Origin of the sequence: Streptomyces sp. NPDC085946, assembly GCF_044540485.1 — a bacterium.
In the GTDB taxonomy this organism is placed as follows: domain Bacteria; phylum Actinomycetota; class Actinomycetes; order Streptomycetales; family Streptomycetaceae; genus Streptomyces.
Genome location: NZ_JBITSF010000008.1, coordinates 53,664 through 67,095, shown reverse-complemented (window position 1 = coordinate 67,095; position 13,432 = coordinate 53,664). Strand labels below are relative to the sequence as shown.

Genomic DNA, 13,432 nt, shown 5'->3' with positions numbered 1-13,432 from the left:
GCCGGCGGGCGACCGATGACCGGCTTCCGGCCGGCCGCGTCCCCGCTGGGCCGGATGCGCGACCGCATCGCCGGCGGCGACCCGGACCGGACCGTCGACGAGGCGCTGCGGGCGCTGCCGCCCCTGTGGGCCGTCACGCCCGGGCGCGACGGCTGGGACGACGTGGCCGCCCTGCTGCGCGGACTGCCCGCCCCCCGGCGCCGCGACCTGGTGCGCACCCTCGCCGACCGCTTCGCGCGCCCGGGCGACGGCCCCGAGGACCGCTGCGGCCACCTCGCCCTGAGCGCCCTGCTCTCCGACGGCCTCGACGAGGACCCCCTGGCCGCCGAGCGCGCGAAGCTCCTGGACGACCTGGGCCGGGGACGCGTGGACTGGTACCAGGACCGCTTCGACGCCCTGGTCCGCGCCGAACTGGCCGCCGGCCGCCCGCTCGCCCCGCCCGTCGTCGCGGTGGTGCGCCGCGCCGCCCTGGAGACCTACCGCCCGGACGACCTCGTCGACCTGGCCGGACGGCTCACCGACCCGGTCCTCAACGTGGGCGAGGCGTGGTCCGACCAGGCCCTGCGCGACGCCACCGGCGCCGACTGGCAGGCCCTGCTGCGCCACGCCCTCACCGCCACCGCCTCCAGGCCCACCGCCGCCTGGGACGAGCGGGCCCGCGCCCTCGTCGCCGCCCTCGGCACCGAGCGGGTCCGCGGGACCGTCCTGTCCTGGCTCGCCCTGGTCGGCCGCCCCCGCACGCTCCCGATGGAGGGCCGGGACCCCGAGCCGGCCACCGGCGGCGCCTACGACCCCTGCAACGCCACCGCCCTGCGGGGTCTGGCCTGGCTGCTGTCCCTGCTGCCGCCGCACCCCGGGACCGTCCGCGCGCTCGGCGCCCTGGTCGAGACGTCCCTGAGGAAACTGCCGGGCATCGGCCCGCGCAGCCCCAAGGTCGCCAACGCCGGTGTCGTCGCGCTCGCCCGCGTCGACGGCGAGGCCGCCCTCGCCGAACTCGCCCGCCTGGCCGCCCGGGTGACGTCCGGGGCCACGGCGAAGCTGCTGGACACCGCCCTGCGGAGCCGGGCCGCCGCACGCGGTCTCGGCCGCGAGGAGATCGAGGAACTGGCCGTGCCCGCCCACGGGCTGACCGGGGCCGGCCGCGCCGAGCACCGCCTCGGGGACACCACGGCCGTGCTGGAGATCCGCGGCTCCCGGGCGGCGCTCACCTGGCGCACCGCGTCCGGCAAGACGGTCAAGGGCGCGCCCGCGGCCGTGCGGCAGTACCACGCCGGTGAGCTGAAGGAGCTGAGGGCCGCGGTCAAGGACATCGACAGGACCCTCTCCGCGCAGAGCGAGCGCCTGGACCGCCAGTTCCTCGCCCGCCGCACCTGGGCGTACGCCGCCTGGCGGGAACGCCTGCTCGACCACCCCCTGCTGGGCACGCTCGCCCGCCGCCTGCTGTGGACGGTCGACGGCACCACGGTCGGCCACGCCGACGGCGCCCTGCGCACCCTCGCCGGCGAGCCGGTCGCCCCGGGCGCCGAGGTCGGCCTCTGGCACCCCGTGGACCACGAGCCCGGCGAGATCGCCGCCTGGCGCGACCGGCTGGAGCGGCACGGCATCACGCAGCCGTTCAAGCAGGTCCACCGCGAGGTGTACCGGCTGACCGACGCCGAGCGCGCCGCGCGCACGTACTCCGACCGCTTCGCGGGCCGCGTCCTGCGCCAGCACCGGTTCCACTCCCTGGCGGCGCTCCGGGGCTGGCGCAACCAGCTGCGGCTGGCGGTCGACGACGAGGTGCCGCCGGCCACCCGCGAGCTGCCCGCCTGGGGACTGCGCGCCGAGTTCCGGATCACGAGCGACGTCGACGGCGACGCGGGCCCGGACATCACCGGTCCGGGCACGTTCACCCGTGTGCGCACCGGCCAGGTCCGCTTCTACCCGATCGACGCGCCCCGCGCCTCGGCCCACTCCCACGGCGACGAGTACCGCGTGCTCCCGCGCGCCGGAGCGGTCCCCGACGAGCCGCTGCCGCTCGAGGACGTCCCGCCCCTGGTCCTGTCCGAGGTGCTGCGCGACGTCGACCTGTTCGTGCGGGTGGCGGACGCGGACGACGCCCCGGCGGCACCCTGACGTCACGCACCCTGACGTCACGCACCCTGACGTCACGCACCCTGACGTCACGCGGCCGGACGTCCGCGGCTGTCGCGCCGCGAGGACCCCGGCCGCGCCGGGCGCACGCCGAAGGGCCCCGTTCCCAGAGGGGAACGGGGCCCTCGCCGGCAAGCCGTCGGGCTCAGTAGCGGCGCGTGATGAGCGCTCGCTTGACCTCGGCGATCGCCTTCGTGACCTCGATGCCGCGCGGGCAGGCGTCCGTGCAGTTGAAGGTCGTGCGGCAGCGCCACACGCCGTCGCGGTCGTTGAGGATCTCCAGGCGCTGCTCGGCGGCCTCGTCACGCGAGTCGAAGATGAAGCGGTGCGCGTTGACGATGGCGGCCGGGCCGAAGTACTGGCCGTCGTTCCAGAAGACCGGGCACGAGGACGTGCAGGCCGCGCACAGGATGCACTTCGTGGTGTCGTCGAAGCGCTCGCGGTCCTCGGCGGACTGCAGCCGCTCGCGCGTGGGCTCGTTCGTGTCCTTCGTGATGAGGAAGGGCATGACGTCCCGGTACGCCTGGAAGAACGGCTCCATGTCGACGACCAGGTCCTTCAGGACCGTCAGGCCCTTGATGGGCTCGACCGTGATCGGCTTCTCGGGGTTGATGTCCTTGATCAGCGTCTTGCACGCCAGGCGGTTCTTGCCGTTGATCCGCATGGCGTCGGAGCCGCAGATGCCGTGGGCGCAGGAGCGGCGGAAGGTCAGCGTGCCGTCGAGGTCCCACTTGATCTTGTGCAGACCGTCGAGGACGCGCTCCTTGGGGTCGATCTCCAGCTGGAAGTCTTCCCAGGTCGCCTCGGCCGAGACCTCCGGGTTGAACCGGCGGACCCGGAAGGTGACCGTGATGTACGGCGAGGCCGTGGACGCCGCTTCCGCCTTGTCCAGAACGGGGGTTGCCATCAGTACTTACGCTCCATCGGCTGGTAGCGGGTCTGGACGACCGGCTTGTAGTCCAGACGGACGGTTTCGGAGCCGTCGGCGCCGACCTCGCGGTACGCCATGGTGTGGCGCATGAAGTTGACGTCGTCGCGGTTGGGGTAGTCCTCGCGGTAGTGACCGCCGCGGGACTCCTTGCGGGCCAGCGCGGAGACCGCCATGACCTCGGCCAGGTCCAGCAGGTTGCCCAGCTCGATGGCCTCCAGCAGGTCGGTGTTGTACCGCTTGCCCTTGTCCTGGATCGCCACGTTCTTGTAGCGCTCCCGGAGCTCGGCGATCTTCTCCACCGCCGTCTTGATCGTCTGCTCGGTGCGGAACACCATGACGTTGGCGTCCATGGTCTCCTGCAGTTCCCGGCGCAGGGTGGACACCCGCTCGTTGCCGGTGGAGTTGCGCAGCCGCTCGATCTGCTCGACGACGAAGGACTCCGGGGCCTCGGGCAGCTCGACGAAGTCCGCCTTCTGCGAGTACTCCGCCGCCGCGATGCCCGCCCGCTTGCCGAAGACGTTGATGTCCAGCAGCGAGTTGGTGCCGAGGCGGTTGGCGCCGTGCACGGACACGCAGGCGACCTCGCCGGCCGCGTACAGGCCGGGGACGACGGTGGTGTTGTCCGCCAGGACCTCGCCCTCGACGTTGGTCGGGATGCCGCCCATCGCGTAGTGCGCGGTGGGCTGGATCGGGATCGGGTCCGTGTACGGCTCGATGCCCAGGTACGTCCGCGCGAACTCGGTGATGTCCGGCAGCTTGGCGTCCAGCTGTTCCGGCGGCAGGTGGGTGAGGTCCAGGAAGACGTGGTCGCCCTCGGGACCGCAGCCCCGGCCCTCGCGGATCTCCGTGTAGATGGAGCGCGAGACGACGTCGCGGGAGGCGAGGTCCTTCATGACCGGCGCGTACTTCTCCATGAAGCGCTCGCCGTTCTTGTTGCGCAGGATGCCGCCCTCGCCGCGGGCGCCCTCGGTGAGCAGGATGCCCATGCGCCAGATGCCGGTCGGGTGGAACTGGAAGAACTCCATGTCCTCCAGCGGGATGCCCCGCCGGTACACCGCGGCCTGGCCGTCGCCGGTCAGGGTGTGCGCGTTGGAGGTCACCTTGAAGAACTTGCCGCAGCCGCCGGAGGCGTAGATCACGGCCTTCGCCTGGAAGACGTGGATCTCGCCGGTGGCCAGCTCGTACGCCACCACACCGGCCGACTTCTTGACGCCGTCGACCTCGGTGATGAGCTGGTCCAGGACGTAGAACTCGTTGAAGAACTCCACGCCCTCCTTGACGCAGTTCTGGTACAGCGTCTGGAGGATCATGTGGCCGGTGCGGTCGGCCGCGTAGCAGGAGCGGCGGACCGGGGCCTCGCCGTGGTTGCGGGAGTGGCCGCCGAAGCGGCGCTGGTCGATGGTGCCGTCCGGGGTCCGGTTGAACGGCAGGCCCATCTTCTCCAGGTCGAGGACGGAGTCGATGGCCTCCTTCGCCAGGATCTCGGCGGCGTCCTGGTCGACCAGGTAGTCACCGCCCTTGACCGTGTCGAAGGTGTGCCACTCCCAGTTGTCCTCCTCCACGTTCGCGAGCGCGGCGGCCATGCCGCCCTGCGCGGCGCCCGTGTGGGAGCGGGTCGGGTAGAGCTTGGTGAGCACGGCGGTGCGGCTGCGCTTCGTCGACTCGATGGCGGCGCGCATACCGGCGCCACCGGCGCCGACGATGACGGTGTCGTACTTGTGGATCTTCATGATTCTCGCAGCCCCGTGCCTAGCGGATGTTCGGGTCGAAGGTGAAGATCACCAGCGTGCCCAGCAGGATGGTGAACACCGTGGCGGTGTAGAGCAGGCCCTTGAGCCACAGCCGGGTGTTCGCGCGCTCCGCGTAGTCGTTGATGACCGTGCGCAGGCCGTTGGCGCCGTGCAGCATGGCGAGCCACAGCATCAGCAGGTCCCAGACCTGCCAGAACGGCGAGGCCCAGCGGCCCGCGACGAAGGCGAAGCCGATCTTGGAGACGCCGCCGTCCAGGACGAGCTGGATGAGCAGGTGGCCGATGACCAGCACGACCAGCACCACGCCCGACAGGCGCATGAACAGCCAGGCGGCCATCTCGAAGTTGCCCCGGGTGGACCGGGGGGTCTTCTTGGTGCGCTTGCGCGGGGCCTCGATGAAGGGCGCGGGGTTGTCGACGGTGTAGACGGAACCGCCTTCGACGGGGCTGATGCCCGAAGCGGTCTTCTCAGTCGTGGACATGGGCGTCAGCTCCCGAACAGTTCACGAGCGGCGTGGCCGAGGACGGGGTAGATCGCCCCGATCATCAGCACGAGCCAGAGCACGACGACGGACCAGAGCATCTGCTTCTGGTAGCGCGCGCCCTTGTACCAGAAGTCGACGGCGATGACGCGCAGACCGTTGAGCGCGTGGAAGAGGATGGCGGCGACGAGGCCGTACTCCAGCAGCGCGACGATGGGCGTCTTGTACGTGGCCACGACCTTGTCGTAGGCCTCGGGGGACACACGGACGAGTGCGGTGTCCAGCACGTGAACGAACAGGAAGAAGAAAATGAGGACGCCGGTGACTCGGTGAGCCACCCAGGACCACATTCCTTCCCGGCCGCGGTACAGCGTTCCAGCCGGCACGGAAGTTTCCTCCGGGAGCGGGGATTAGGGCCGCGCCGGCTTCAGTGTCGGTCGGGCCCGGCCGGGTACGGTCCACCGGCCCCCAGCATCGTAGCGATGCGGCGCCGCCGGGCTGAGCGCGGGTCCGGCGGTGTGATCAAACTGGCACTCAAAGAGGTACGGGTGGACTACCGGGGCTCCTGGGGCGGGTGATGTGCGCCGGTTTGCCGGGTTCGGGGTCGTCAGCGGCCGGTCGCGCGGATCCCCGTGCTCCTGAGCGCGTTCACCAGCCGTTGCCGGGCCAGGCGCCGCAGTTCCTCCGCCGTCACGGTCCGCTCCTCGTCCGGATCGTTGGCCAACCGTGACCGGATGGTCGCCAGAACGTGATCCAGACGCTCCTGGGGCGCCACCTCGTCCAGGCAGACGACGAACACGTGCCCGAAGCGGGCCTCGTACGCCGCGTGCGCCGCGCTCAGGGCCGTGTGGGCGGCGGAATAGGTGTCCGCCGGGAGCACCGGCAGGGACTCGGCGGCCAGGGCCTCCGCCAGGTCCGCCCAGGCCAGGTCGTACGCCGCCTCGTCCGCCGCGGCCAGCAGGGCGTCCACGTCCGGGTACGGCCGGTGGTCGGCGAGGCGCGCGGCCCAGCGGGGGCTGCCGAGGCAGGCCAGCAGGGTGCGGCGGACCTCCTCGGCGGGGGCGGTGTTGAAAGGCTCCACCGGTATGCGGGTGCGGCCGGGGAGATCGGGAAGGCGGTGCACAGCCAGCGTGGATCCTCGTGGGCGTCACGTGTGTGTCGGCACGTGTGTGTCGGCGGGACACGGAGTGAGAGAGGTGTGGCGCCACGTTATCGAGAGTGGACGTGATGTGTCCGACGGATGCCCGAATTTCACTCGCAGGGGAGAGCTTCATGACGTGTGGTGGACGGTGTTCACCCGTACCGGGCCGTAGGTTGGCGCCGTGAGCCAGCACAGGCGCCGCGTGCCGGCGCAGAAGGTGAGACGGCGGAGGGTGCTGACCGCGGCGATCACCGCGGCCCTGGTCGTGGTGTCCGCCGGGGTGGCCCTCGGCCTGTGGGCGTCGTCCCCGGACGGCGACGGCGCGCCGGCGGCGCGCACCTCCGAGGCCCGGTCCGCGGCCACGCCCCCCGGGCGGCAGCCGAGCCCGAGCCCCACGCGCTCCTACCCGCTGTCCCAGACGCCCCGCACCATCCCCGCCGTGCGGTCCCACACCCCCGAGCGCGGCCCGGGCTGGAAGCCCGCGAGCGGCGCCCGCGTGGTCGTGAACGACGCCGGCCTCGCCGACGAGGGGCGGCTGATCGCCGGCGAGCTGAAGCTGTCGTACGCGGGGGAGCGGGACGACGCGCGCGCCGGGGACGTGCGGCTGGCGCTCAGCGGCGACCGGGGCGCGGGCCCGGAGTCGTACACCATGACCGTGCGCGGCGGGCGGGTGGACATCAGCGGGCCCGCCGACGCGGGCGTCTTCTACGGCACCCGCACCCTCAAGCAGATGGTGCACGGCGGCGGCACGGCCCCGGAGGGCGTCGTGCGCGACGCGCCGGCCAAGGAGCGCCGCGGGCTGATGCTGGACATCGCGCGCAAGCACTTCACCGCCGGCTGGATCGAGGACCGGGTCCGCGAGCTCGGGGACCTGAAGTTCAACGAGCTCGGCCTGCACTTCTCCGACGACCAGGGGTTCCGGATCGAGTCCGGCACGCACCCCGAGGTCGTGTCCGCGCAGCACCTGACCAAGGCGCAGGTGAGGCGGATCGTGAAGCTCGCCGCCGAGCGGCACGTCACCGTCGTCCCGGAGATCGACTCGCCCGGCCACCTCGGCGCCGTCATCGCCGCCCACCCCGACCTCCAGCTGCGCACCGCGCGGGGCACGGCGGTGCGCGGGGCGATCGACATCTCCCGCCCCGAGTCCGCCGAGATCGTCGACGACCTGCTGGACGAGTACGCCGGACTCTTCCCCGGCAGCCAGTGGCACCTGGGCGGCGACGAGTACCAGGCGCTGACCTACTCCGACCCGCAGGCCTCCTTCCCGCGGCTGGCCGCCGCCGCCCGGGAGGCGTACGGACCCGGCGCCACCGTCGCCGACCTCGCGACCGGCTGGCTCAACGACCGCGCCGAGACCGTCCGCGCCCGCGACCGCACCCCGCGCGCCTGGAACGACGGCTTCTTCCGCGGCACGGCCGTCCGGCCGGCCGAGGACATCCAGGTCGCCTACTGGACCGGCAAGGAGATCGGCGCCCGCCGGCCCTCCGAGTACCTGAGCGCGGGCCGCACGGTGCTCAACTACAACGACGAGTTCCTCTACTACGTGCTCGGCCAGCCGCAGACCTTCGTCTATCCCACGGGGCAGCGGATCTACGAGCAGTGGACCCCGCGCGTCCTGCGCGGCACCGCCGCCGTGTCCGAGGAGTACGACGACCAGATCGCCGGCGGCTCCTTCGCGGTCTGGTGCGACCTCGCCGACGCCCAGACGCAGGACCGGGTCGCCGACGGGATCCGGCTGCCGCTGCGGGCGACCGTGCAGAAGCTGTGGGACCCGGACCCGCCGGAGCTGTCCTGGGCGCGGTTCCGGGCGCTGGCGGACCGGCTGCGCTGAGCCCGGCGCCCGCGCAGCCGGGCGGAATGCCGGATACCGCTGCGGACCCCCGTACGGCTGTGGTGGTCTTCTGGCGGGAGCCGAACCGAAGGACCGGGGGGACGCCGCACCATGGGCTACTGGGGCTATTTCGTCGTGGGGCGCGACGCGCGGCCGCTCGCCGGGCTGGACGCGCTGGCGGGCGCGGACGGGATGACGCTGCGCACGTCGGCGCCCGGCGGCTGGCAGGTCTGGGAGTACCCGAGCCGCGACGGCGACGTGGGCGGCATGAACGCCCTCGCCCGCGAGACCGGGGCGCCCGCGCTCTTCGGGTACGTCATGGACGGCGACTGCGTGGTGGTCGAGGCGGCCGCGCCGCGGAGCGGGACGTGGACCACGTGCCTGGCCCGCACCGCGATGGCCGGGCACCTCGGCGCCGGCCGGGAGGGGCCCGCGCTGGAGGACTACTTCCTGGAGCCCGGGGACGCCGCCGAGCGCGCGGTCGGCTGGGCCGCCGAGGCCGGGCTCACGGCGGACGCCGACGCCCTGGCCGAGGTGCTGGCCGCCGACCCCGATCCCGCGCACCCGATGGCCGAAAACCTCTTCTTCCGTCTCCTCGCCCGGCTCGGCGTGGTGCCCGAGTGACACTCCCGGGCCGTCGCACGCAGTAAGGGGAAATGCGGGCTCCGTGAAGGCAGGCGCCCGGTAGAGGCCCTGTGGAGGCCTGCTGAGGAGGCGTGGATGAGCCTGGTGGAACTGATCGCACAGGCCGACGAGCGCGGGCTCGCCGTGAGCGGGTTGGCTTGTTTGGATCGGTGCCTGCCCCTGCTGGGCGGCGACGACGAGCTGCTGCGGCCGCTGTGGGCCAGCCTGACGGAGGCCGCCGGAGCCGGCGACTGGGGCATCGGGCTGGAGCAGGCGCGCGCCGGGCTGGAGGACCGCGCCCCGGACGACGAGGCCGCGCTGCTCGCCCGCCGGATGCTGGCCGCCGCCCCGGCCGAGCCGGCCGCCGACCCCGTACGGGTGTGGGCCGACGCCTGCTCGGTCGCCTCGCTCCAGATCCACCGGCTCCTCGACCCCGCCGAGGACGAGGCGTCCGCGGACGGCGCCCTGGACTCCGTCCGGGCGGGGCGCACCCCCGCCGAGGGCCGCGCGCCGGGCGTGCCGCCGCTCGTCGCCGCCGAGCTGCGCCGCCAGATCACCGTCCTGGAACTCCTCGCCGGACACGGACCGGCCGGGCTGCGCCGGGCGCTGGAGGTGTCGACGGAGGGACGGCGGGTGCTGCGCGCGGTGGTGTCGCGCCGCACCCGGAACCAGGGCTGAGGGACGGGCGCCGGGCGGGCGGAGCCGGGCCGGCCCGCTCCCGGCGCGCCGCCGCGGCCGGGCGCCGCGCCGGAAGGCGGCCCACGCGCGGGCGAACCCCGGCCGTGGGCAAACCCCGGCCGTGGGGGAGTCCTGTGACCGTTGTGGGGCGGCGTCGGGCGGTCCTGCGCCGGTCCTGGGGAGTCCCCCCGGTTCCGGTGACGAATCACCGCCGCGCCGCGCTCTTCCCACTGTGACGACTGTGACGAGCCAGCAGGAGACCAGGCCCCCGGCCGCGGCGAAGCCGGTGCGGTGGGCGGCGGACACGGTGGCGATGCTGCGCGAGGGAGCGCGGCTGCGCCTCGACTACTCGGCGCGGAGCCTGTGGAGCGTCGACCGCCTGATCGAGGGCATCCGGCGCGAGGCCCCGCCGCGGGACGCCGTGGAGCACGTGCTGCGCGGACTGGGCGCGTACGCCGGCGAGGTGATGGTCCGGGAGTCCGGCGCCGAGTGGTGGGCGGCGGGCGGCGACCACTGGATCCGCACCCCCGACGGCCGGCTGTGGGACCCCGTGGACGAGGCCCGGCTCTGCTACGAGGGGCGCGGATCGCTGCGGCTGCTGTGCCGGGACGCGGCGACCGGGGTGCCGCAGCGGTAAGGACGCGCGGGGTGACGGCGCCCCGGCGCGCCTCTCCTAACGGGTGCGCCGCTCCGCCCCGCGCCGGCCCGGGCCCGGTTCGGGGGCGGTCGTGCCGGCCCCGGCCCCGGCGGCGGCAGCGGGGACGCGGATCGCGGGCAGTTCGGCGTAGAGGTGCCCGCCCGGGCACTCGGTCGGGTAGCCGTCGCGGTGACCGGAGATCCGGTGCAGGGTGACCTTCTGGCCGGCCGTGTACTTGCCGTTGTCGGCGCCCGCGGTCAGCACCACGGTCCCGGCCGGGTCGCCGCCGTACAGGCCGAGCTTCCAGGCGGCGACCCTGGCGACCGCGTCGCGGGCGACGGCGGCCGGGGCGGCGGTGGTGTAGTCGCCGAGGACCGAGACGCTGCTGGTGTCGGTGTTGAAGCCGTAGGTGTGGGCGCCGAGGACGGGCCGGTCGATGCCGCCCGCGCGGCCCTCGAAGACGGTGCCGCACTTGTCGACGAGGAAGTGGTAGCCGATGTCGTTCCAGCCGTTGCCCTGCACGTGGTAGAGGAAGATCCCGCGGACGATCGACGCGGACTGGGCGCACGTGTAGTCGTTGGTGCCCGCGGTGTGGTGCACGAACACGGCCTTGGTGTCGGTCGTGTAGGTCGGCGGGTTCACGACGAGCGACTCGTCGGCGCCCCAGTCGGAACGCGGTGTGACCGCGGGGCGGTCCGCGGCCGGCCCGGCCGTCCGGGTCCGTGCCGCGCGGGGCGCGGTGGCGGGGCCGCCGTCCGGATCGACCAGTTCGACGCGCAGCCCCGCGGGCAGGTCCCGGCCCGCCACCCGGACCTGGACGCCGTCGGACAGGCCGGTCCACAGGGGCTGCGTGCCGCCGCGCACCCCGGCGCGCCCCCGGTCGGGGCCCGTCTCCGGGGTGTGCGCGTCGGCGTCCAGCTCCTGCCAGGGGCGCCACTCGCCGGTCTCGGCGGAGTGGGTGCGGACCTCGGCGGTGCCGCCCAGGTGGGCGTCCGGGTCGTCCCAGGTGACGCCGACCATGCTGAACAGTTCGGTGGCGCGCCGGGCCAGCGACCGCCGCAGCGGATCGGTGCCCGGTACGGGGATGCTGTGCACCGTGCCGGCGGGGTCGGCCTGGGCGGGGGTGTCCCGGGCGAGGGTGTCCCGGGCGGGACCCGCCTGCGCGGGCGCGGCCTGGCCGAGGGCGCCGAGCGCGAGGGCGGTGGTGACGGCGGCGGCGAGGGCGGTGCGGAGGAGACGGCGCGTCGGCCGGAGCGGTCCGGCCGGTACCTGGATGGCTGACATGGCCCTGACTGGTCCTCGCTGTGTCGTCGGGCGGGGGCGCGGGGCCGGACGCACGGGGAGCCGGACCCTCGCGGGGCCGGACCCGTGCCGGACCCGTGGGGCCGGGCTCCTGTGGAGCCGGTCGCGCACCCATGCCTTCCGCGGTGCGCGGGAGCGGAGCCGGACAGCGGCGCAGGAGCACCCGGATGCCACGCGAGGTCGGGCCGTCCGGCCCAGTGCCCTGCCGCCGCCGGTACGGCGAGGGCCCCTCGGGCCTGTCCGACCATTCCCGCCTGTCTCGCGACGCCGTGCACGCACTCTCGGCCCGGAGACGACCGGGACGGTGGCATTCGTCCCCGCCGCACGGGCCCCGCCGACCCGCGAGGGGGCGCGAAGGTTGTACGCCGGCTGTGCGGCGGGTGTGTGGTCATCGACACAGGCGAGACCTGTGATGCGCCCGGTCGCGCATCCGCTGGGTCAGCCGGGGGAGCCGTCGGGAGGACTCGCCCGACGGAGAAGGGGTGGGGACCCATGAGCAGGGTGCAGCGGCGCGTGCCGCACGCGGCGGAGATGCGGTCGCACGCGGCGGCCTTCGTCGCCCGGGTCACCGCCCGCAACCGGCTGCCGCTCGACTACTCCGTGGCCAGCCTGCGGGTCGTCGACTTCCTGATCGACGGGCTGCGCAAGGGCGGCGCCGACCCCGGCCGGTCGCACGGCACGCTGTTCGCGCTCGGCGCGTACGTCGGTGAGGTGCTGGTGCGCCGGGCGGGCGCGGAGTGGGTGGACTTCGACGCCGACCAGCGCGCGTACTTCGGCCAGCCGGTCGGCGTCCGGATGCCCGACGGACGCGTCTGGAACCCCCTCGGCAAGGTCCGCAACCGCTTCGAGGCCGGCGGCCCCGAGGAGTCCCTGCAGACCTTCTACCTGACCCTGCACGGACGGGCGCGGCGGGCGGTCGCCTGAGGGGCGCTGTGACACTTCCGCGAGGCCCGACGCTGAGGACCGTGGAGACGTGGGCACGGCCGACCGTGCCGCACGACGCGCATCCGCCACTCACTCGGTACGGACGAGGACAGTTCTTGGGCCACGGAGGGGAACCCCGCCGCGCACACGCGCACGACGGGGAATTGGGCGCGGCCGTCGCGCGGGCCCAGGAGGGTGACGAGGCCGCCTTCGCGGCCGCCTACCGGCTCGTGCAGCCCGGACTGCTCGGCTACCTGCGCGGGCTCGTCGGGGAGGACGCGGAGGACGTGGCGTCCGACGCCTGGCTGGAGATCGCCCGGGACCTGGGCCGGTTCAAGGGCGACGGGGCCGGTTTCCGCGGCTGGACCGCGACCATCGCCCGGCACCGGGCGCTGGACCACCTGCGCCGTCAGCGGGTCCGGCCCCGGGCGGCGACGCTCGAACAGGACGTCCTGGAGCTGCCCGGCCCGCAGAGCACCCACGAGCAGGCGCTGGAGGCGATGTCCACCGAGCGCGCCCTGGACCTGGTGCGCGGGCTGCCCCGCGACCAGGCGGAGGCGGTGCTGCTGCGGGTCGTCGTCGGCCTCGACGGGCCCGCCGCCGCGCGGGTCCTCGGCAAGCGGCCGGGCGCGGTGCGGACGGCCGCCTACCGGGGGCTGAAGCGGCTGGCCAAGCAGTTGGGCGTCGACGGTGTGACGGATGAGGCGTCCCGGACGCTGGGTGAGTCGACATGACCGCCACCGGTGAGCGACCGGCGGACCGGCCGGGCGGAGCGGCCGGGCCGGGCGGGTCGCCGGCACCGGTGGTGGTGAACACGACGGACGGCTCGGCCGTACCGGCGGGCAGCGGGGCGCGTCGCGCGGACGGGACGGGCCGGTACGGGCGGGGCGAGCCGGCCGGCCGGTCCGCCCGGGGCGGCCGGCCCGGACGGAAGCGGCGGGACCGCCGGTACGGCCGGCCGGACCGGTGCGACCGGCAGCAGCGGTGCGAGCGGAACGG

13 protein-coding genes are annotated in these 13,432 nt (G+C 74.3%); 7 read left to right on the top strand and 6 right to left on the bottom strand.

Annotated features, from left to right (window positions below):
- Window positions 1-15: 15 nt before the first annotated feature.
- The gene (locus ACIF8T_RS17750; protein WP_400035984.1) at window positions 16-2,115 is read left to right on the top strand and encodes a DUF4132 domain-containing protein; all 2,100 of its coding nucleotides are present in this window, start codon (window positions 16-18) and stop codon (window positions 2,113-2,115) included.
- Between the two features lie 163 nt (window positions 2,116-2,278).
- On the opposite strand, the gene ACIF8T_RS17745 is transcribed toward ACIF8T_RS17750, so the two are convergent.
- The 5 genes from ACIF8T_RS17745 to ACIF8T_RS17725 form a co-directional block, all read right to left on the bottom strand.
- Window positions 2,279-3,040, bottom strand: a complete 762-nt coding sequence (locus ACIF8T_RS17745; RefSeq protein WP_400035982.1) for a succinate dehydrogenase iron-sulfur subunit — start codon at window positions 3,038-3,040, stop codon at window positions 2,279-2,281.
- On the bottom strand, window positions 3,040-4,794 hold the full coding sequence (gene sdhA / locus ACIF8T_RS17740; protein ID WP_400035980.1) for a succinate dehydrogenase flavoprotein subunit: 1,755 nt from the start codon (window positions 4,792-4,794) through the stop codon (window positions 3,040-3,042). Before sdhA ends, ACIF8T_RS17745 begins: the two co-directional genes overlap by 1 nt.
- A 19-nt stretch (window positions 4,795-4,813) precedes the next feature.
- Window positions 4,814-5,296, bottom strand: coding sequence for a succinate dehydrogenase hydrophobic membrane anchor subunit (locus ACIF8T_RS17735; RefSeq protein WP_400035978.1), 483 nt, complete (start codon window positions 5,294-5,296; stop codon window positions 4,814-4,816).
- A gap of 5 nt (window positions 5,297-5,301) precedes the next feature.
- On the bottom strand, window positions 5,302-5,682 hold the full coding sequence (gene sdhC / locus ACIF8T_RS17730) for a succinate dehydrogenase, cytochrome b556 subunit (RefSeq protein WP_400035976.1): 381 nt from the start codon (window positions 5,680-5,682) through the stop codon (window positions 5,302-5,304).
- 221 nt (window positions 5,683-5,903) lie between these two features.
- Window positions 5,904-6,419, bottom strand: a complete 516-nt coding sequence (locus ACIF8T_RS17725) for a 2-oxo-4-hydroxy-4-carboxy-5-ureidoimidazoline decarboxylase (protein WP_400035974.1) — start codon at window positions 6,417-6,419, stop codon at window positions 5,904-5,906.
- Window positions 6,420-6,669: 250 nt separating this feature from the next.
- Between ACIF8T_RS17725 and ACIF8T_RS17720 the strand changes: the two genes are divergently transcribed.
- The 4 genes from ACIF8T_RS17720 (at window position 6,670) to ACIF8T_RS17705 (ending at window position 10,207) form a co-directional block, all read left to right on the top strand.
- The gene (locus tag ACIF8T_RS17720; RefSeq protein WP_400036410.1) at window positions 6,670-8,268 is read left to right on the top strand and encodes a glycoside hydrolase family 20 protein; all 1,599 of its coding nucleotides are present in this window, start codon (window positions 6,670-6,672) and stop codon (window positions 8,266-8,268) included.
- Between the two features lie 111 nt (window positions 8,269-8,379).
- On the top strand, window positions 8,380-8,892 hold the full coding sequence (locus tag ACIF8T_RS17715) for a hypothetical protein (protein ID WP_400035972.1): 513 nt from the start codon (window positions 8,380-8,382) through the stop codon (window positions 8,890-8,892).
- A gap of 96 nt (window positions 8,893-8,988) precedes the next feature.
- Window positions 8,989-9,570 carry a hypothetical protein gene (locus tag ACIF8T_RS17710; RefSeq protein ID WP_400035970.1) on the top strand — a complete coding sequence of 194 codons (582 nt, stop codon included), beginning with the start codon at window positions 8,989-8,991 and terminating at the stop codon, window positions 9,568-9,570.
- A gap of 241 nt (window positions 9,571-9,811) precedes the next feature.
- Window positions 9,812-10,207 carry a hypothetical protein gene (locus tag ACIF8T_RS17705; RefSeq protein WP_400035968.1) on the top strand — a complete coding sequence of 132 codons (396 nt, stop codon included), beginning with the start codon at window positions 9,812-9,814 and terminating at the stop codon, window positions 10,205-10,207.
- Window positions 10,208-10,243: 36 nt separating this feature from the next.
- Here the strand turns inward: ACIF8T_RS17705 and ACIF8T_RS17700 are convergent, their stop codons facing one another.
- Complete coding sequence (locus tag ACIF8T_RS17700) at window positions 10,244-11,491, bottom strand: N-acetylmuramoyl-L-alanine amidase (protein WP_400035966.1); 1,248 nt, start codon at window positions 11,489-11,491, stop codon at window positions 10,244-10,246.
- A 510-nt stretch (window positions 11,492-12,001) separates the two neighbouring features.
- Here ACIF8T_RS17700 and ACIF8T_RS17695 point away from each other — a divergent pair.
- Both ACIF8T_RS17695 and ACIF8T_RS17690 read left to right on the top strand, forming a co-directional pair.
- Window positions 12,002-12,433 (top strand): hypothetical protein, encoded by a 432-nt coding sequence (locus ACIF8T_RS17695; RefSeq protein WP_400035964.1) that lies wholly within the window; start codon window positions 12,002-12,004, stop codon window positions 12,431-12,433.
- 116 nt (window positions 12,434-12,549) lie between these two features.
- A complete protein-coding gene (locus tag ACIF8T_RS17690) occupies window positions 12,550-13,167 on the top strand; it encodes an RNA polymerase sigma factor (RefSeq protein WP_400035962.1) in 618 nt (205 codons plus the stop codon).
- The last annotated feature ends 265 nt before the right edge of the window (window positions 13,168-13,432 follow it).